The sequence below is a fragment of the Flavobacterium geliluteum genome (assembly GCF_017948595.1).
Lineage (GTDB): Bacteria > Bacteroidota > Bacteroidia > Flavobacteriales > Flavobacteriaceae > Flavobacterium > Flavobacterium flavipigmentatum.
Window position 1 is genome coordinate 88,886 of sequence record NZ_JAGFBV010000004.1, and the last position, 20,186, is coordinate 109,071.

Genomic DNA, 20,186 nt, shown 5'->3' on the forward strand with positions numbered 1-20,186 from the left:
ACAACTGAACACAATATTTTTCTCTTTTTAAAAAATTTTTATTAAATTTGTGTAATCGATTACATTGTTATTGTGATTATTTAACAGAATATTTTTTCCACTTTTAATAAAAACAGATAACATCACACGACGATTTAATACATAACTATCCAACCGCATCTAACATAAAAAAAATGAAAACTAAAACAATTCGGCTATTGTATATTGCTTTTGCAATTGTAACAGCAAATTATCCAAACAAAAGTATAGCTCAAACAGTTAAGGATTATGATACCTACGAAAACATCGAATTTAAGATGTCTAAGGTTCAAGAACCTGTGATTCCAAATAATGTAGTAAACCTCAAAGATTTTGGCGCTGTAAATGGTGGTCACACTTTAAATACTCAAGCTTTCGCTGATGCTATTGAAGCTGTATCAAAAAAAGGTGGCGGAAAAGTTATAATTCCACCAGGCATTTGGCTAACAGGACCAATTATACTTAAAAGCAACATCGAATTGCACGCTCAAACGGGCGCTCTAATAAAATTCTCTACTGACAAAAAATTGTATCCGATCATTCAGACTAGTTTTGAAGGACTCAATACCTGGCGTTGCATCTCGCCCATTTACGGCAAAAATCTAGAAAATATAGCCTTTACAGGAAATGGTGTTTGGGATGGTTCCGGAGAAGCTTGGAGACAAGTCAAAAAAAGCAAACTTAACGAGAGCCAATGGAAAGAACTTGTTGCCTCAGGTGGAGTCCTAAACGAAAAAAAAGATACTTGGTACCCCTCTGAAGCCTTTATGAAGGCGGCTGTAGGAGCGGATCAAAATGTACGTCTTGATCTAAAAACCAAAGAAGAATTTGAAGCCATTCATGATTTTCTTCGTCCTGTTTTGGTGAGTATTCAAAATAGTAAAAAAGTACTTTTTGACGGTCCTGTTTTTCAAAATTCACCTGCATGGAATATTCATCCACTCATGGTAGAAGATTTAATTGTACGCAATATAACGGTTCGCAACCCTTGGTATTCTCAAAATGGTGATGGTCTTGATGTTGAGTCGTGCAAAAATGTAATCATAGAAAATTCTAGTTTTGATGTTGGTGATGACGCTATTTGTATTAAATCTGGAAAAGATAAAGACGGTCGCGATCGCGGTATTCCTTGCGAAAATATTATCGTCAAAAACAATATAGTTTATCATGGTCACGGTGGTGTTACGGTAGGAAGCGAAATGTCCAGCGGTGTAAAAAATCTGCATGTTTCTAACTGTACTTTTATGGGTACAGATGTAGGATTGCGTTTTAAGAGCACGCGCGGACGAGGCGGAATCGTTGAAAATATCTATATTTCGGATATTTTCATGACTGATATTCCCTCTCAAGCCATTTCTTTCGATCTTTATTATGGAGGAAAATCTATTGCCGAAACATTAGCGGAAGGTGGCAATAAAATCAATACTAAAGCGGTTCCTGTAAACGAAGAAACACCTCAGTTTAAAAATATTTCGATAAAAAACATAACGATAAACGGAGCTTATCAAGCCGTATTTTTGCAAGGTTTGCCTGAAATGAATTTAGAAAATATCGAAATTTCAAATTTAATAGCCAAAGCTAAAAAAGGTTTCTCTATTATTGATGCGAACGGAATCCAAATTAGCAATGCAAAATTGGATATTGAAAACCCAACGGTATTCGAAATTTACAACAGTAAAAACATGTCTTTCAAGGACATCGAATTCAGTTCGACTTCTGCAAAAGCAATTACTATAGATGGATCAGAAAGTAAAAACATCGAGTTAGCCTCTTCTAAAAATCTAGATTTTTCTAAAAAAACAACCATTGGAGAAACCGTTGCAAAAGGAGCTGTGAAGTTTTAATAAAAATAAATTGTGGAGACGCAAAACAGTAGCGTCTCCACAATTTAAAAAATAATGCTAATTTTGCGCTATGATTCGAATAACGCTAATTGGTTCTGGGAATGTTGCGCAACATTTGATACAAGCTTTCGCTAAAAGTGAGCTTGTCGACATTGTACAGGTATTTTCGAGGCAAAAAGAAACGTTGTCTCACCTACTCGATCCTACTCAAATTGTAACTGATTATTCCGCTTTACAAGAGTCAGATGCATATATCATAGCAGTAGCGGATAATGCTATTGCAAGCGTTTCAGAGCAATTAGCTTTTAAAAATCGATTGGTGGTGCATACTTCAGGAACGGTTTCTTTAAACGCTTTAGATCCAAAAAATCGACGTGGTGTTTTTTATCCTTTACAAACATTTTCTAAAAACGCAGCTGTTGATTTTTCCGTAATTCCGTTTTGTTTAGAAACCGAAAATCATTCCGATTACAGTGTTTTAGAAACTGTAGCCAAAAGCATTTCGAATGCCGTTTTTCCGATTAGTTCAGAACAACGAAAAGCATTACATGTTTCTGCCGTATTTGTAAATAACTTCACCAATTATTTGTATCAAATAGGTCATGAAATTTGCGTAGAACATCAGGTTCCTTTTGAAATTCTGAAGCCTTTGATTCAGGAAACTGCACAAAAAATAAAAATTTTAAATCCCGCTGATGCACAAACGGGCCCTGCAAAACGCAATGATTCTAGCACAATCGAAGCACATTTGGACTATCTCACCAATGAGAATCAAAAAAATATTTATAAACTCCTAACACAATCTATACAGCATAATGGCAAAACATTTTAAAGAAATAATGAATGACATCACAACTTTTGTTTTTGATGTTGATGGCGTACTTACAGACGGATCTGTTTTTGTAACCAACGAGGGAGAAATGCTTCGCACGATGAATATTCGCGATGGTTATGCCATGAAAGCAGCTGTAGAAAGTGGTTATAATGTTTGTATTATTTCGGGAGGAAGCAACGAAGGCGTTCGCATTAGATTGCGCAATTTAGGGATTACCGATATTCATTTAGGTACTCCTGATAAAGTAACAACTTTTAAAGAATACACTGATATTTACAGCATAAAACCGGAAGAAGTATTGTATATGGGTGACGATATTCCAGATTTTCATGTGATGAAATTAGTTGGATTACCTACCTGTCCACAGGATGCGAGTCCAGAAATCAAGAATATTTGCCGCTACGTTTCGCACATAAAAGGCGGAAGAGGCGCGGTACGTGATGTGATTGAGCAAGTCATGAAAGTACAAGGAAAATGGATGGATTATTTTGATGGAAAACACGATTGATTTTTTTTGAAATGAATTTTGTAAAAAGTAAAATATAGCTTTAGCAACTTTATTTTAGAAAAACCTTTGAACCTTTGTAACTCTGAACCTTTGTCTCTTAAAAAAAAATGAAATTCCTTAAACTCATTCGATACCAGAACTTACTCATGCTTGCTTTTATGCAGGTATTGTTTCGATATGCTTTTTTAAAATTGCAAAATATTCCGCTGGCTTTGGCCGACTGGCAATATGGATTGCTAATTTTAAGTACAGTTTTGATTGCGGCCGCAGGTTATGTAATCAATAATATCATGGATGTCGCAAGTGACACCATCAATAAACCAAAAGATGTTGTCATTGGTAAAGGAATTACAGAAACAGCAGCCTATAATATTTATATTACCCTCAATATTACAGGCGTTGCCATTGGTTGTTATTTGTCTAATGTGATAATGCGACCTAGTTTTGCCGTACTTTTTATTCTAATTGCCACACTTCTTTATTTTTATGCTACTGCTTTAAAACAAATTATGGTGTTAGGGAATATTGTTGTTGCACTATTGCTCGCCTCGAGCGTTGTCATCATTGGGGTATTTGATTTATTTCCTGCCACTAACTCAGAAAATCAGGCGCAAATGGCAAGTTTTTTTTCTATTTTAACAGATTATGCTTTGTTTGCTTTTATGATTAATTTAATTCGTGAAATCATCAAAGATATAGAAGATGTAGACGGTGATTACAATCAAGGAATGAATACGCTGCCTATTGCCATAGGAAATCGCAGAGCAGCTATCATAGCGTTGGTTTTGGCCATTTTTTCCTTTATTTTACTGCTTCTTTACTGCAACAAATATTTTGTAGAAAACGGTCTTTTTTTCGTCACTTTTTATGCTTTTGCCTTTGTATTGGCTCCCCTGCTTTATTTTATTGTAAAAATCTATGGAGCAAAATCAAAAAAAGATTTTCATCATTTGAGTACCGTTTTAAAATTGATTTTACTTTTCGGAATTTTATCAATTGTAGTCATCACATTCAATATTCGCTATAATGCTTAAAGAAAAATTAAAAAAATACAAGCTAATACTAGCCTCAGGTTCACCACGCAGACAACAGTTTTTTAAGGATTTGGACTTGGATTTCGAAATACGATTGAAAGATATCGAAGAAATTTATCCTCCGGAATTAAAAGCAGTCGAAATAACAAATTTTCTTGCTGAATTGAAAGCCAGCGCTTTTGAAGGAGAATTGCAGCCTAACGAAATTTTAGTAACCAGCGATACTATCGTCTGGCATCAGAATAAAGCTTTAGGAAAACCAAAAAATGCCGAGGAAGCTTTTACGATGATAAAATCATTGTCGAATACTACTCACGAAGTGATTACCTCTGTTTGTTTTAAAACTAGTACTGCTTCTACCCTTTTACACGATACTACCAAAGTTACCTTTAATGATATCTCTGATGAAGCTATTTTGTATTACATTCAAAATTATCAGCCGTACGACAAAGCTGGTGCTTATGGCATTCAGGAATGGTTTGGTTTTATGGCTGTAGCCAAAGTCGAAGGTTCGCATACAAATGTTATGGGGCTTCCAACTGCTAAAGTTTACGAATATTTAAGTACTTTAGAATAAAATTAAAATTATGTTTTCTTTCAAAGAATATTCACAGGAAATACTGGTAACAATCGTACTTTTTATCGTATTGATGTTACTGAGAGTTATTGTTGCAAAATTGATTCGAAAATTTGCAAAAACCAGTGAAAGATTAGAGCACCGAACCAATTTGGTAATTAAATATGTTCATTTGTTAATGAATATCCTGGTAATCACGAGTTTGATTGTGATCTGGGGTGTTGATACTAAAGACATTTTTATCACGATTTCTTCCATTACAACCGTTATTGGAGTAGCGCTGTTTGCACAATGGTCTATTTTAAGTAATGTTACTTCGGGGATGATTTTGTTTTTTTCGTTTCCTTTTAAAATCGGAGATACAATAAAAATTCACGACAAAGATTTTCCGATAGAAGCAGAAATTGAGGATATAAGCGCCTTTCATGTCAATTTAAAAACCAAAGATGGCGAACGAATTATTTACCCCAATAATTTACTGCTTCAAAAAGGTATTTCGATCATGCCTGCCCATTCTTACGAAGAGAAAGACTTCTTTGATTAAATTGTTAATGGGAATTTTGTAATTTAATCTTAAAAAATTAAAACAATAAAATCTTTGTAAAATACCATATTTGCTTCATCCAAATTTTAGTTTCACCAAACTTTCAAAAACATGATTAAGCAGATAGAATTGCCTTTTTTCGCAAAGATCGCCTTTATTTTAATTACATTACTCTCGCTCGGATTCCTTTTTTATATTGGTAAAGACGTTATTACGCCTGTGTTAATGGCTTTTCTGGTTGCCGTTTTATTATTACCCATATTTACTTTTCTAAATGTAAAATTTAGATTTCCCCGTTATTTGGCTGCGATCCTTAGTGTACTGTTTTTTGCTGCCTGTATCATTGGTATTATGGTCTTTATATCGTATCAGGTTAGCGATATTGCCAATGATTTCTCTACTATCAAAAAAAATGCAAATAGCTTTCTGGTCGACATTCAAAAGTTTATAAAAGACAATTTTAATCTTAGTCTTGGCGAACAAAATAAATACATTGACGATGTGGCAAAGGATTCTGTAAAGAATGGCAAGGCTACTTTGGGTTCTGCCCTAATCTCTGTCTCTGATTTGCTTTTAGATTGTACAATAATTCCAATTTATACCTTTTTATTTTTAATTTATAAAGATCATTTTATTCTTTTTCTGGCCAAATTGATCAAAAAAGAAAACCACAATACTCTAAAAGATATTTTATGTCAGATAAAGGTTTCTGTCAACAATTATATCATAAGCCTAATTCTGGAAATGATCATTGTTTCTATTTTAACGGCATTAGGACTTTGGATTATTGGGGTTAAATATTTTGTATTATTAGGACTTATTACTGGTATTTTGAATATGATTCCGTATATTGGTATCATGCTAGCTGGTGTAATTACCATTTTTGCTTCGCTCACAGGAACTCCGGAAACCTCTGTAATTATTAGTATTTTGATTGTAAACGTTATAGTACAACTAATTGATAACAATATACTTGTTCCTTTAATTATTAATTCTAAAGTAGAAATAAATGCTATGGTTTCTATTATCGGAATCATTATTGGCGGTGCAGCTTCGGGAATTTCTGGAATGTTTCTTGCCATTCCTCTTTTGGCCATTCTAAAAATTATCTTTGACAGAATAGAATCTCTGGAACCCTGGGGTTATTTTATGGGAAATCACATGCCTAAAAAATTCACATGGAGAATTCGAAAAATTAAAATTGAAAGTTAAAAACGAATTTATTTGAGAATATTTATATTATTTGACTTATATTCATGATATAATTATCTATACACCCTTTTTTTTGATGTTTCGAAATTTTAAAATATTGTTTTTTATTTTACTTTGCATGTACTCTAATGAAGTATTATCGCAAGAAAAAGATACTAAAAAAGAAAAAGACAAAACAGAAACGTATTCTGAGATAAAAAAAAGAGCCAAAAAGATTAAAGCAGCAAAATTCTTTAAGAAAGTAATTTTTCGATCTCCAAAATCTAAAACCAGTCAAATTCCTGTAATCATAAAAGATACAGCGAAATTTGAGGGCAAAATTATTCGAAAAATCCGAATCGTAACGCTTGATCCTTTTGGTCGTTCAGATACTGATTCTACTGTCGTTCCTAAAAATTGGGGAGAAAGAAACGGCAATAAATTTCATCTCAAAACCAAAAAATTTGCCATACAAAATTTATTGCTTTTTAAAAAAAACACACCTTACAATGCTTACAAAGTACAAGAATCTGAACGTATTATCAGGTCGCAACGTTATGTGAGTAAAGTAACTATCTCTGAAGAATTACTTACAACCACCAACGATTCTATAGATATTACAGTTCGTGTTCTGGATGCCTGGAGCATACTGCCAAGATTTTCTATATCAAGTTCCCGAGTTAATGCCGGTTTTTTAGATCGAAACATTTTTGGTACAGGGCAACAATTAGAATATCGCTTTACCAATAGATTTCAGGATGGTCGCGATGGTCACGATGGTACCTATACAATTCCGAATATCAAAAATACTTTTATAAGTACTCGCGTAAAATATAGAATTGATTTGGATAATAATTATAGCAAAAGTATTGCTATCGAGCGTCCGTTTTATTCTCCTCTAACAAAATATGCAGGCGGTATCATTCTGGGGCAAAGATACCAGCGAGATACTTTGCAAGCTGCAGATTTGAGTTTTGCTTATCAAAATTTCAAATACAATGTACACGATTTTTGGATCGCAAAAGCATTCGATGTTACCAGTGATAATCCTAAAAAAGAGCGGACAACAAATCTTATTTTAGCAACACGATTGTTAGACGTTGATTATGTCGAAAGCCCACTTCCTGCTTATGATTCGATTCAATTTTTTTCTGATGAAAAGCAAATGTTGCTTGGATTTGGATTGAATACCCGTGAATTCGTTAGAGACAATTATATTTTTAGAAATGGAAACCCTGAGGATGTACCCGTTGGAAGAATTTACGGAATTACATTGGGCTATCAATACAAAAATAAAATTTGGCGTCCTTATGCAGGCGCGCAGGCTTCGTTTGGAGATTATTTTCCCTGGGGATTTTTAAGTACCAATTTTGAAGTCGGAACCTACTTTCATCAATCAAAAACATATCAGACAGCGTTTTCTTTTCAAGCCAATTATTTTACCAACTTAATTGAAATGGGCAACTGGAAACTGAGGCAATTTATTAAACCCGAATTTATAATAGGTGTTAATAGAGCCGGTTCTATGGGCGACCAGCTTAATATAAATGAAGATTATGGCATCCAAGGTTTTAACACCGCAATTTACGGAACCAGCAAAATGTTACTAACGCTACAAACACAAACGTACGCTCCGAACGAAATTTTAGGATTTAGGATTAATCCGTTTTTTAATTATTCTATTGCTGTTTTAGGAAATAGTAATGTGGGCGTATTGCAAAATAAATATTATCAGAAATTAAGCCTTGGTCTCACTATTAATAATGACTATTTGGTATTTAGTTCTTTTCAGCTTTCGATTTCCTACTATCCAACGATTCCAAATCAGGGAGACAATATCTTTAAAACCAATACTTTTCAAAATTCAGATTTTGGAATGCAAAGCTTTGGACTTGGAAAACCTCGAATTGTAGAATATAAATAACTTCTGTTTTAAATTTTAGTAGTATTTTATCAAATAAAAACAATTTCGTAATGTTTTTATAAATATTTAATAATCAGTATTTTTCCTTTTAAATAGTGAAATTTCATAAACAAATAGACTAAATTTTAAGAGTAAAATGCATTTGTTTTTTAATTTTGGCACAGTATATGAATATTCACATACAGATTAACATAAAAACAATAAAAATGAAAACGCTAAAATTAACAATCTTCGGAATATTTCTTTTGGTTGCCAATGCCACACAAGCTCAAGTTTCTGTAAATATTAATATTGGTTCTCCTCCAGAATGGGGACCTGTAGGTTACACAGAAATGGAATATTACTACTTGCCTGATATCGAAGCCTATTATGATGTTCGAGCTACACAATTTATTTATTTTGGAGGGGGAAAATGGATTCGTTCCAGCCGTTTACCAAGACAATACAGAAATTATGATTTGTACGGAGGTTATAAAGTAGTTTTGAATGATTATCACGGAAGACGTCCTTACACATATTTTAAGAATCACAGAGTAAAATATTACAAAGGATACCACGGTGCACCTCAAAAATGCTACAAACCAAGAAAAGGAAATGGTCATTACAAACACGAGCGAAATGATCGTCGCGATGACCGCAGAAATGATCGCCACGATGATCGTCATGATAGAGGACATGGGAAACATCACAGAGACTAGTTATTTTAACCTCTTCTTGATCAAGTTTACATAGTTTTTCAATTATACATAAAAAATAGCAGCATCGTTAAAAGGTGCTGCTATTTTTTTTAAATAATGGACAGAATTGTTAATTTACTCCTGAAATAAAAAAAATGATATTTAAAAAAATAATTTGTTGAAAAAAACGTTAACAATAGGTTTTTTCTGTCTTTAATGTATTAACTTTGCACTTAATAAATTTCTTTAATAGTAGAGATAATTGTTTTTTTTGGAAAAATAAATTGATAAAGTATTAAAAATCAATATTATACAAAAAAAAGCAAGACATAAATTGTTACAAACTCCTGATTTAGTAAAGAAAGTTGCAAAAACAAATTAAATAAGTTGAAAAAATAAAATTCAAATTTTATATCCTAAGAATACCACAAGATTTGTTTACAAATCAATTCTTTTTAAAAGCTGCTAGTGATCCTTGCGGCTTTTATTATTTAATTTTTTTCTGTGTTAACAAATAAAAGACAAACATTAACATATCGTTTAAATACGCTACAAGAATATTATTAGTATTTTTGAAGCTATTACAAAAACATTTATTCACGATATGCTTAAAATTGCAACACAATCTTTTTTTATTTTTTTAATAGGACTATTATCTTCTTTTGCCCAACAGCCACAAAAACCTAGTTCGGTAGAAATTTATAATCAAATAAAAAAGCTTAATTTTTTAGGCTCTGTTTTGTATGTAGCAGCTCATCCCGATGACGAAAATACACGTTTGATCTCTTACTTATCTAACGAAATGAACGCCAGAACTGGTTATTTATCATTAACTCGTGGTGATGGCGGACAAAATTTAATTGGTCCGCAATTGAGAGAATTGTTAGGCGTAATTCGTACGCAAGAATTGATAGAAGCCCGAAAAATAGATGGCGGAGAGCAATTTTTTTCTCGTGCGAATGATTTTGGGTTTTCAAAAAATCCTGATGAAACTTTGGAAATTTGGGACAAAGACAAAGTTCTGGCAGACCTGATCTGGACCATCAGAAAATTTCAGCCAGACGTTATTATAAATCGTTTTGATCACCGTTCTCCGGGCACGACACACGGACATCATACATCATCAGCTATGTTGAGTGTAGAAAGTTTTAATTTGACAAATGATCCCAAAAAATACCCTGAACAACTGCAATATGTAAAACCATGGCAGGTAAAACGACAGTTTTTTAATCCATCGTGGTGGTTTTACGGAAGTCAGGAAAAATTTGACGCTGCAAATAAATCAAAATTCACTAAACTGGAAACTGGAGTTTACTACAATAGAATCGGGAAATCCAATCAGGAAATTGCGGCACTTAGTCGCAGTCGACACCAATCGCAAGGTTTTGGAAGTACTGGAGCGCGTGGAAATGAAACGGAATACTTAGAACAAATAAACGGTGAAGATCCAAAAGAAAGAGACAATCTTTTTGATGGTATTGACACGACTTGGAACCGCATTAAAAATGGTAAAGCAGTTGGAGAGTTAATTTCAAAAATCATCGACAAATACGATTTTAATAATCCGTCGGCTAGTATTCCTGACCTGATAAAAGCATATGGTATGATGCTGTCTTTAGAAGATGAACACTGGAAAACGCTTAAATTGGCAGCGATAAAAAATATCATTGCGGCAAGTGCAGGTTTGTACCTCGAAGCAGTTGTACAAGAGCAGGAGGCTACTCCAGGAAGTATCGTCAACCTTACTCTCGAAGCTATAAATCGCAGTACAGTAGGTATGGAATTAGTTAGTATAATGTCATTACCAGATCATAAAATTATTCCTCAAAACAGTTCTTTACATAATAACAAAGATCTGAAATTCAAAACACAAATACAGCTTCCAGCTACTCTGGAATACACACAGCCTTATTGGTTGAAAGATAAAGCAAGTGTAGGTATGTATACCGTTTTAAACCAAGAAAGCATTGGAATTCCGGATATTATCAGAGAAGTAAAAGTTGTTTTTAATGTGAAAATTAACGGAACCGAAATTCCGTTCGAACGTACGGTCGTTTACAAATACAATGACGATGTAAAAGGAGAAATGTACAATTTTCTTGATATTGTGCCAGAAGTTACGACTTCGATCCTAGAAAAAGTACTAATTTTTAATGGCGTTAAGACTAAAATGATTCCCGTAAAAGTTCGCGCCGGAAAAGATAATATAAAAGGGAATCTGCAACTAGAATTACCAAAAAGCTGGATGATTTCGCCTAAACAAATTCCGTTTACTTTACATAAAAAAGGAACAGAGCAAATTTTTTATTTTGAGGTAAGTGCTCCTTCACAACCAGAAGAAACCACTGCAAAAGCGGTTGCCATTGTTGATGGAAAGCGTTTTGATAAGGACCAAACTATCATCAATTACAGTCATATAACGAAGCAAATGGTTTTAAAACCAGCAGAATCCAAAAGCATCAAATTAGATCTGAAAACCAACGGAGAAAAAATAGCTTATATCATGGGTGCCGGTGATGAAGTTCCTGAAAGTCTGGCTCAAATGGGGTACAAGGTAACCATCCTGAAACCAGAAGAAATTACCCCCGAAAAACTGGATGCTTTTGATGCTGTAATGACTGGAGTTCGAACTTATAATACCGTAAATGCATTGTCTAACAAGCAAAATATTCTTTTTGATTTTGTAAAAAGCGGTAAAAATATGATTGTACAATACAATACGCTAAATGGTTTGATTACCGATAAAATAGCGCCTTTTCCTTTAAAAATATCTGCTGATAGAGTAACGGATGAAAATGCAAAAATTACATTCTTAGCGCCTCATCATCCTATTTTAAATACACCTAATACAATAACAGAAAAGGATTTTCAGGGCTGGACACAAGAACAGGGTTTGTATTACCCTAACGAATATGATGCTGCTTTTACTCCTATCCTTTCTTCGCATGATAAAGGAGAATCTGCCAAAAAAGGGGCTTTATTAGTGGCTCCGTACGGAAAAGGATATTATATTTACACGGGGTTGAGCTTTTTTAGAGAATTACCGGAAGGCGTTTCAGGAGCTTTTCGATTATTATCGAATATGATTTCGTTGAAACAACCCGTAGAAGCACCTAAACTAGAAATTAAGCGATAAATAATGGAAGCAAAAAAAACTAAAAAATGGAAAAAAAGCTACACTTATGTACTGGTAGCAAACGCCGTTTATATTTTAATTTTTTTCTTAATCATGCAATTATATTCTTAAACTATGCAACTATTTGATTGGATTGTACTAATTGTTACGCTTTTATTTATCGTCATTTATGGCTCCTGGAAAACCAAAGGAAGCAAAAGTGTGGAGGATTTTATTTTAGGAAATAATGAAACTCCTTGGTATACGGTAGGTCTTTCGGTGATGGCAACACAAGCCAGCGCTATCACTTTTTTATCTACTCCAGGGCAAGCATATCACGACGGAATGGGTTTTGTACAATTCTATTTCGGACTGCCAATTGCCATGATTGTCATTTGCGTGACTTTTATCCCAATGTATCATAAAAACAAAGTATATACTGCTTATGAATTTTTAGAAAAACGTTTTGATGTAAAAACACGTTCTCTAGCGGCTATTTTATTTTTGGTGCAACGCGGTTTAGGAACCGGATTAACCATTTATGCCCCAGCCATTATTTTGTCGGCTATCTTAGGATGGAACCTGACTTTTATGAATATTGTAATTGGTCTTCTGGTCATCGTTTATACCTTTTCCGGAGGAACAAAAGCCGTAAACGTCACCCAAAAGCAGCAAATGTTTGTGATTATGTCGGGAATGTTTATCACTTTTTTTCTAATATTACATTATCTGCCGCAAGACATGACGATTTCGAGTGCCATGCATATCGCTGGAGCCAACGACAAAATGAATATAGTAGATTTTTCTTTTAATCCTGAAGAAAAATATACTTTTTGGAGCGGAATCACAGGAGGTTTCTTCCTGGCTCTCGCCTATTTTGGCACCGATCAGTCTCAAGTCGGGCGTTATCTCTCCGGAAAATCAGTCAAAGAAAGCCAAATGGGACTTATCATGAACGGTTTGCTCAAAGTGCCTATGCAATTTTTTATTTTGCTTACGGGTGTCATGGTTTTTGTATTTTTTCAGTTCAATCCCGTGCCTCTAAATTTCAATCCCAATAATAAAATTGTGATCGAAAAATCGGCTTATAAAGACGAATATCATGCTTTAGAGACCAAACTCAATAAACTCTCTGAAGACAAAAAAGTAATTAATCTTTTATATATTGAGCAGTTAAATCTCGATTACGACAACCCAATTCTGCGCAAAGAATTGGTTACTTTATCCAACAAAGAAAAAGACCTTCGCGATCGCGCCAAAGAAATCATTTCTAAAGCCGACAGCAATAGCGAAACCAACGACAAAGATTATGTCTTTTTCCACTTTATTTTGCATTATTTGCCAAAAGGACTCATCGGATTGTTGCTGGCCGTTATTCTCTCAGCCGCCATGTCTTCTACTGCTTCGGGTTTAAATGCTTTGGCATCAACAACAGCAATCGATATTTATAAACGAAATCTCAAAACTCAAAAATCAGACAAGCATTATCTTAATGCTACCAAATTTTTTACGCTTTTTTGGGGAATCGTAGCGATACTTTTTGCCTGCGTGGGCACATTGTTCGAAAATTTAATTCAGTTGGTTAACATCATCGGATCGATTTTCTACGGAACCGTTCTAGGCATCTTTTTGGTTGGGTTTTACCTACGCCGCGTACAGGAAAAAGCAATGTTTTACAGTGCCATTATAAGTCAAATTACCATTTTTGTAATTTATTACTTTATGATTTATATTTACCCTAGTGGTCAGGAAAAACTGGGTTATTTATGGCTCAATTTTATTGGCGCCATGCTTACCATTCTCCTTTCGCTGTTCATGCAAATTACTTTTTTTAGAAAACAAGCCGTCACAACCGATTTAGCATAAAGCAAAACACATTCATAATTTTACGGCAGTAAATTGTAATAATAAGGGCGTGCCACCCTCTAAGAAAAGGCCTCATGAACGCAACGTTGATGAGGCCTTTTCTTAGAGGGTGGCGTGCTATCCGCGCTACTTCGGTAGCTTGCTCCTATCACTCACGCAAAACCGTGGCACAAAAATATCTTTTGCTTTTAAAAGTTCTTTTACCGTTTAATAACCTCTGAAAAACAAGTGCCCTAGCCCTGATGGGAGGGAAAATCCTTTTGCTTTTTTCTTTCAAAAAGCAAAAGATTTGGAAGGAACAGCAGGAAATAGCTCCTTATACTTCACCAGCAATTAATAATGCTCATCTATAATTCTTTCTATTTTTAGTAGCTGATAAAAGTTTAACATGACAAAAAAATCCAAATTTCAACATGCAGCAAAGCACCTGAAATTTGGATTTTCAATAAATATAAAATAGGGTATGTTTTATCTACTCCACTCCGTAATACTATCTTTGTTCATTTTTACATAATCCTGATTATTAGCTGCTTCTGCCGCTGCAAGCGAAACTTTTGCTGTTTCTATTGCCCCCGCTTTGTCACCTTGTTTGGCCTGAATTAGAGACTTTAAACGGGTAACATAAAAAGGTTTTTCAGTACTCAATTCTAAAGCTTTGTCGATATAAGTTCTAGCTTCAGTAATGCTTCCGTTTGTTTGAAATAAGTACTGAGAAGCAGCAAAATAATCGCTCCAAGAAGGACCGCCTAATGTTTTCTGAATACTGCTTGTAGCTATTTTTGCGGTAGGAACCTCAAATTTTAGAGCAACATGAGAGTTTTCCCAAGCCATTTCGAGGTATGCAAAATTAGGATCCAAACCATTAATTCCGATCGTAAATGTCTCTACTGGAGTTGGTAAAGCGTCTTCTTTTACAGTAGTTTTAAGCGCTACGTTTGCCTCATTCCAGTTTTCCGGTAGTCCCCAATTGTCTGTGGCTGTGTAAAAAATTATTTCCCAGCTCTCGATTTTAGGAATCGTATAAAGTGAATATTTGCCTTTTTTTAGCGTTTTTCCATCAATTACGACATCATCACTAAAAGAAATAATCGTATTTTCGTTGGCACCCGTTCTCCAAAGTTTTCCAAACGGAACCAAATTTCCAAACACAGCTCTGCCTCTTGATCCTGGTCTTGAATATACTACTTCAACATCTGTTAGGCCAACAGTTTGTTTTACAATAGCTTTAGGACTCGCTTGCGGAGTTTTTATTTGTGCTTCTGTAGCAAAAGGAGCCAAAACAATGGCCAATGCGATAAGTAATTTCTTCATTTTCTTAGTTTATTTAGTTTTCTTCAAATTTACAAATTCCATTAAGTAACAAATGTTAAATTTTATATAATTCAGAAATGTAACTGTGCTATTTTTTGAGCATTCAATTCGCTAAAATCATTAATAATAAGGTCGGCAGTTGATAAATCCTGCATTTTAGAATGAGTGCTGTTGTAACCTACACAAAAGATACCTGCTGCATTGGCTGCTTTTACTCCGTTTGTACTGTCTTCTATAATAATACAATTCGCTTTTGGAGCCACAGACAGCGAGGCTGAATACAGGAAAATAGCAGGATCGGGTTTTGATTGCGGAAAATCTTCACCACTTACAATAGCGGTAAAATATTGATGTAAATTAAATCTTGTAAAAACGCGGTCAATAGTAACTTTTGATGCCGATGAGGCCAAAATCAATTGAATTCCGCTTTGATACAAATCTTTTATAAGATTTTCTACGCCTTCCAATAAAAATAAATCTTCTTTTGTATCAAAAGCATCATTAAATATGCTTCTTTTTCTCTGAATCAAATCTTCAACTTCGTGCTCAATTTCCGGAAAATGAGTTTTTAAGGTTTGAAAAGTATTGCGGGTAGAAAATCCTGTAAACGAAGTATACATTTCTTCGGTTACCTCAATATTCAACTCCGAAAATTGTTGGTAATACGCATAACGGTGCACAGGTTCTGTGTCTACAATTACGCCATCCATATCAAAAATTACTGTTTTTATCATCTTTTTTTAGGTGCTAAGGTTCTTAGTTACTAAGATTATAAGTTTTTTGTTTCAGGTTTCAAGTGCTTTGTACCAAAAACTGAAACTTTAGACTTCAAACATTACTCGTTTTTAAGTAAATGTCTGATCACGGTTTCGGCTGCATGCAGACCAAATAATCCGGGCATATAGCTGTTTGTTCCGTAGAAGGATTTTTTAAAATTTTTCCCGTCTGTTAATTTTAAACTTTTTGTATCCTGAATTTCAGACGAAAAAACTACTTTTAATTTATTGATTTTAAACTCTTTCAATCTTCTTCGGATTGTCTTAGAAAAATAGCAATTTATCGTTTTAGAAATATCGGTGACTTTTACTTTTGAGGCTAACATTTTTCCGCCGGCGCCCATACTGCTTAATATTTTGACTCTTTTGCGTTTTGCAGCGATGATTAGATTTAGTTTTGGAGTGATACTGTCAATACAATCTAAAACATAATCAAAATCAGGCGAAACGATCTCAAAAGCACGTTCTGGCGACAGGAATTCCTGCACACGAGTAAGTTTTAGTTCTGGGTTGATATCCATTAGGCGATCGCCGACAATCTTTATTTTAGGTTCGCCAACTGTCGAATGCAAAGCGGGTAATTGCCTGTTGATGTTGGTAATATCTACTACATCACCATCCACAATGGTCATGCTTCCTACTCCTGCTCGTGCCAGAAATTCGGCTGCAAACGATCCTACTCCTCCCAAACCAACTACCAAAACATTAGCGTTTTGTAGTTTTTCTAATCCCTCTTTTGTAAATAAAAGCTCGGCTCTTTCCGTCCATTCTGCCATATATTTTTTTATTTTTGTTTATTTTTATTTTTGTTTATTTTTTAGTTTCAAGTTTTCTCTGTTTCAAGTTTAAAGGTACCCGCCTGACTATTTTATCTCTCAAATACTTTTCTAAAATTACTTGCAATAACATCTTTCAATTCTCTGATTGTGATGTTTTTATATTCTGATGCTAACTCATAAATCTGTTCAATACTTTCATCGATAGTATCGGTTTCAAGAAAAAATTTGTCAATGGGAACTTCCTGAAAAACTGTTTTTAAGTCTGGATTACGGAGCAAATATTTTCCAAAAGAAATATAAAAACCCTCTTTAATCAGTTGTTGTGCTACTTGATTGTTTTTAGAAAAACCATGTACAATCATCGGTACCGAAATTTTCATCTTTTTCTTGATGGCTATTACTTCCTGAAAAGCCGCTACACAATGTATTACAACAGGTTTTTGATATTTTTCGGCCAAAGCCAACTGTTTTTCAAAAACTTTCATTTGTTGTTCCAGCGGAATTTCGATTCGCTTATCTAAGCCGCATTCGCCAACTGCCAAACAATTTTTAGTTTGCAATTTTTCTTCTATAATTTTTAAATCATAATCAATTCTGTTTTCATCAATATACCACGGATGAATCCCTATTGAATAAAACAGAATTGTACTATCAAATTCGTGAGGATATTGATTGACCAACTCCAAAATAAGAGGTTGATTGGTAAAGCGATGGGTATGAAAATTAAAAAAATCCATTAATGAAATGCTTTAACTCCTGCTTTTATAGCTACTTTCAAATCATTTTCTAAGGGTACAATCGGACAAGAATACTTATGATTATAAGCACAATACGGATTATAAGCCTGATTGAAATCTATTGCGATTGTATCTCCTTTTGGAATTTTTAAATCGATATATCTTCCGCCAATGTAACTTTCTTTTCCAGAAGTGACATCCGAAAAAGGTAAAAACAAATGATCTTTGTATTCCTCCTGTTTAGAAAGTTCTATATTTCTATAAACATTCAGTTGCAATGCTACTCCATCAATGATAAAAAAAACGGTTCCGTATTTTATATATTTTGGTGTTCTTTTTCCCGTAGTTTTCATTTCAAAAACTTTCTCGTTGTTTGCTTTTACAAATTTTGCATCAACAAAATAGTTTTTATTGATCGGGAAAAATTCTAGGGTTTTGAAGGTTTTTAAATCTTCCTCCATCAACGGACTTGTTTTAGCGTCAGTATATTCTGCATTAATGGTGCTCTGGAATTTTTCAACTTCAATTTTACTAAAATTTGCCTGAGCAAAGCCAAAGTTCCACATCAGGATTATAACAAAAGAAAATAAGTTTTTCATCTTCAAAAATTTATGCAAAAATAGTTCAAAACTAACAAAGCAGCAACCGCTATACGTTACAAAGTTTTCTAACTTTGCCGAAAAATTCCTCTTTGCAATGCTTAAAACCGCTTTCAACCATTATATTAACAACTTTAGAGGATTTACAAGAGAAATCTGGATCCTTACTGTTGTTACTTTTATTAATCGTGCCGGAACAATGGTACTGCCTTTTTTGTCCAAATATCTAAAAGAAGAGCTTCATTTTGATTACGTTCAAATTGGCTGGATTTTGGTTGCTTTTGGTTTAGGATCAATGTTAGGATCTTGGTTAGGCGGCAAGTTATCTGACAAAATAGGTTTCTATAAAGTAATGATTTTCAGTCTTTTTACCAGCGGAATTTCGTTGTTTTTGGTGCAATATATAACTACATTTTGGGCGCTTTGCGGCGCTATGTTTGTACTAATGACCATTGCAGACATGTTTCGTCCCGCTATGTTTGTCTCTTTGGGAGCTTATGCCAAGCCCGAAAACAGAACACGAGCGCTTAGCTTAGTGCGTCTGGCAGTAAATTTAGGATTTGCTGCGGGTCCCGCATTAGGTGGTTTGATTATTATGGGGATCGGGTATTCGGGTCTTTTTTGGGTTGATGGTGCTTCGTGCATTATTTCTATTTTAATTTTTGCTTTGTTGGTTAAAGAGAAGAAAAAAGTAATTCAGAATGATCAATCGCAGCATTCTATTGAGACAAAATCAGTTTTTCATGACAAAATATTTTGGGTTTTCTTGTTTGTGAGTTTTGTTACTGCTATGATTTTCTTTCAGCTTTTTACAACATTACCTTTATATCATGACGAAAAATTTGGTTTAACCGAACTTCAAACAGGTCTTTTAATGACACTCAACGGACTAATAATCTTTGCTTTAGAAATGCCCACCGTTGGTTTCCTTGATAGAAAAGGAATTCCAAAAATCAAAATTATTATCTGGGGTTCTTTTATAATGGCCATTAGTTTTTACATCTTACTACTTAATGTTTGGGTCGGAATATTGGTTATAAGTATGATTTTTATTTCGATTGGTGAAATCTTGGCTTTTCCTTTTTCGAATGCTTTTGCGTTAAGTCGTGCACCAAAAGGTCAGGAAGGCCGATATATGGCCTTATATACGATGAGTTTTAGCTTGGCGCACATTGTCAGCTCTAAAGTTGGGTTTGAAATCATCGATCGAATGGGTTACCAAACCAACTGGTTTTTTATGGCTTCTATTGGTATTATCGCAACAGCTTGCTGCTTCTGGATAAAAAAAGCCTTGATTGATGAAAAATTATAAAAAATAGTTCACTTGTAATTAAGTACTTGATTTTCATTTAATTAAATATAAATTAGAAGTATTTTTAATGCCTAATACTTTTCTTTTAACTTCTTTTTTAGTTAAATAACTATTTTTATAGTTGTGTAACTAAAAAAATAGTTTATCTTTGAATTAAAATTAAAAAAATGCAAAAGTTAACTAACAAAGAAGAGGAAATCATGCACATTTTATGGAAGCTAAAAAAAGCTTTTGTAAAAGAGGTTCAAGCAGAGATTACTGAGGATCAGCCACATTATAACACACTCTCTACTATTGTTCGCAATCTAGAGGAAAAGGGATATGTGAGTCACAATGCATTTGGCAACACACACCAATACTACCCGATTGTAAGCATCGAAGAATACAGAAAAAGGTTTATGAGCAATGCCATTGATAATTATTTTGGCAGCTCTTATAAAAGTATGGTTTCGTTTTTTGCGAAAGAGGAAAAAATTTCTGCTGCAGAATTACGCGAAATCCTGGCCATGATCGAAAGTCCAAAAGAAGAAAAATAATTA

At 34.1% G+C, this 20,186-nt stretch carries 18 protein-coding genes; 13 read left to right on the forward strand and 5 right to left on the reverse strand.

Annotated features, from left to right (window positions below; genetic code table 11):
* Window positions 1-173 precede the first annotated feature (173 nt).
* From J3495_RS03595 to J3495_RS03645, 11 genes are all read left to right on the forward strand, one after another.
* Window positions 174-1,862, forward strand: a complete 1,689-nt coding sequence (locus J3495_RS03595) for a glycoside hydrolase family 28 protein (RefSeq protein ID WP_210665206.1) — start codon at window positions 174-176, stop codon at window positions 1,860-1,862.
* Between the two features lie 70 nt (window positions 1,863-1,932).
* Window positions 1,933-2,694: a Rossmann-like and DUF2520 domain-containing protein gene (locus J3495_RS03600; protein ID WP_210665207.1), complete on the forward strand. Its 762-nt coding sequence runs from the start codon at window positions 1,933-1,935 to the stop codon at window positions 2,692-2,694.
* Window positions 2,678-3,205, forward strand: a complete 528-nt coding sequence (locus J3495_RS03605; protein ID WP_210665208.1) for a KdsC family phosphatase — start codon at window positions 2,678-2,680, stop codon at window positions 3,203-3,205. Before J3495_RS03600 ends, J3495_RS03605 begins: the two co-directional genes overlap by 17 nt.
* 107 nt (window positions 3,206-3,312) lie before the next feature.
* Window positions 3,313-4,239 carry a geranylgeranylglycerol-phosphate geranylgeranyltransferase gene (locus J3495_RS03610; RefSeq protein WP_210665209.1) on the forward strand — a complete coding sequence of 309 codons (927 nt, stop codon included), beginning with the start codon at window positions 3,313-3,315 and terminating at the stop codon, window positions 4,237-4,239.
* A complete protein-coding gene (locus tag J3495_RS03615; protein ID WP_210665210.1) occupies window positions 4,232-4,816 on the forward strand; it encodes a Maf-like protein in 585 nt (194 codons plus the stop codon). The genes J3495_RS03610 and J3495_RS03615 overlap by 8 nt, the downstream gene beginning before the upstream one ends.
* A gap of 10 nt (window positions 4,817-4,826) precedes the next feature.
* Window positions 4,827-5,360 carry a mechanosensitive ion channel family protein gene (locus J3495_RS03620; RefSeq protein ID WP_210665211.1) on the forward strand — a complete coding sequence of 178 codons (534 nt, stop codon included), beginning with the start codon at window positions 4,827-4,829 and terminating at the stop codon, window positions 5,358-5,360.
* A 111-nt stretch (window positions 5,361-5,471) separates the two neighbouring features.
* A complete protein-coding gene (locus tag J3495_RS03625) occupies window positions 5,472-6,572 on the forward strand; it encodes an AI-2E family transporter (protein WP_210665212.1) in 1,101 nt (366 codons plus the stop codon).
* Between the two features lie 118 nt (window positions 6,573-6,690).
* Window positions 6,691-8,475: a BamA/TamA family outer membrane protein gene (locus J3495_RS03630; RefSeq protein WP_317192627.1), complete on the forward strand. Its 1,785-nt coding sequence runs from the start codon at window positions 6,691-6,693 to the stop codon at window positions 8,473-8,475.
* Window positions 8,476-8,681: 206 nt separating this feature from the next.
* Complete coding sequence (locus J3495_RS03635) at window positions 8,682-9,173, forward strand: hypothetical protein (protein WP_210665214.1); 492 nt, start codon at window positions 8,682-8,684, stop codon at window positions 9,171-9,173.
* 583 nt (window positions 9,174-9,756) lie between these two features.
* Entirely contained in the window at window positions 9,757-12,288 is a 2,532-nt protein-coding gene (locus tag J3495_RS03640) for a PIG-L family deacetylase (RefSeq protein WP_210665215.1), read from the forward strand.
* A gap of 114 nt (window positions 12,289-12,402) precedes the next feature.
* Window positions 12,403-14,133, forward strand: a complete 1,731-nt coding sequence (locus J3495_RS03645; RefSeq protein WP_210665216.1) for a sodium:solute symporter — start codon at window positions 12,403-12,405, stop codon at window positions 14,131-14,133.
* Window positions 14,134-14,601: 468 nt separating this feature from the next.
* Here the strand turns inward: J3495_RS03645 and J3495_RS03650 are convergent, their stop codons facing one another.
* The 5 genes from J3495_RS03650 to J3495_RS03670 form a co-directional block, all read right to left on the reverse strand.
* Entirely contained in the window at window positions 14,602-15,444 is an 843-nt protein-coding gene (locus J3495_RS03650) for a DUF2911 domain-containing protein (RefSeq protein WP_210665217.1), read from the reverse strand.
* A 71-nt stretch (window positions 15,445-15,515) separates the two neighbouring features.
* Window positions 15,516-16,178 (reverse strand): HAD family hydrolase, encoded by a 663-nt coding sequence (locus J3495_RS03655; protein ID WP_210665218.1) that lies wholly within the window; start codon window positions 16,176-16,178, stop codon window positions 15,516-15,518.
* A 101-nt stretch (window positions 16,179-16,279) separates the two neighbouring features.
* On the reverse strand, window positions 16,280-16,996 hold the full coding sequence (locus tag J3495_RS03660; protein WP_210665219.1) for a tRNA threonylcarbamoyladenosine dehydratase: 717 nt from the start codon (window positions 16,994-16,996) through the stop codon (window positions 16,280-16,282).
* Window positions 16,997-17,088: 92 nt separating this feature from the next.
* Window positions 17,089-17,736, reverse strand: a complete 648-nt coding sequence (locus J3495_RS03665) for a TatD family hydrolase (protein ID WP_210665220.1) — start codon at window positions 17,734-17,736, stop codon at window positions 17,089-17,091.
* Window positions 17,736-18,335, reverse strand: coding sequence for a DUF1684 domain-containing protein (locus J3495_RS03670; RefSeq protein ID WP_210665221.1), 600 nt, complete (start codon window positions 18,333-18,335; stop codon window positions 17,736-17,738). The genes J3495_RS03665 and J3495_RS03670 overlap by 1 nt, the downstream gene beginning before the upstream one ends.
* 97 nt (window positions 18,336-18,432) lie before the next feature.
* Between J3495_RS03670 and J3495_RS03675 the strand changes: the two genes are divergently transcribed.
* Both J3495_RS03675 and J3495_RS03680 read left to right on the forward strand, forming a co-directional pair.
* The gene (locus J3495_RS03675; protein ID WP_210665222.1) at window positions 18,433-19,647 is read left to right on the forward strand and encodes an MDR family MFS transporter; all 1,215 of its coding nucleotides are present in this window, start codon (window positions 18,433-18,435) and stop codon (window positions 19,645-19,647) included.
* 167 nt (window positions 19,648-19,814) lie between these two features.
* Window positions 19,815-20,183, forward strand: coding sequence for a BlaI/MecI/CopY family transcriptional regulator (locus tag J3495_RS03680; RefSeq protein WP_210665223.1), 369 nt, complete (start codon window positions 19,815-19,817; stop codon window positions 20,181-20,183).
* Window positions 20,184-20,186 lie beyond the last annotated feature (3 nt).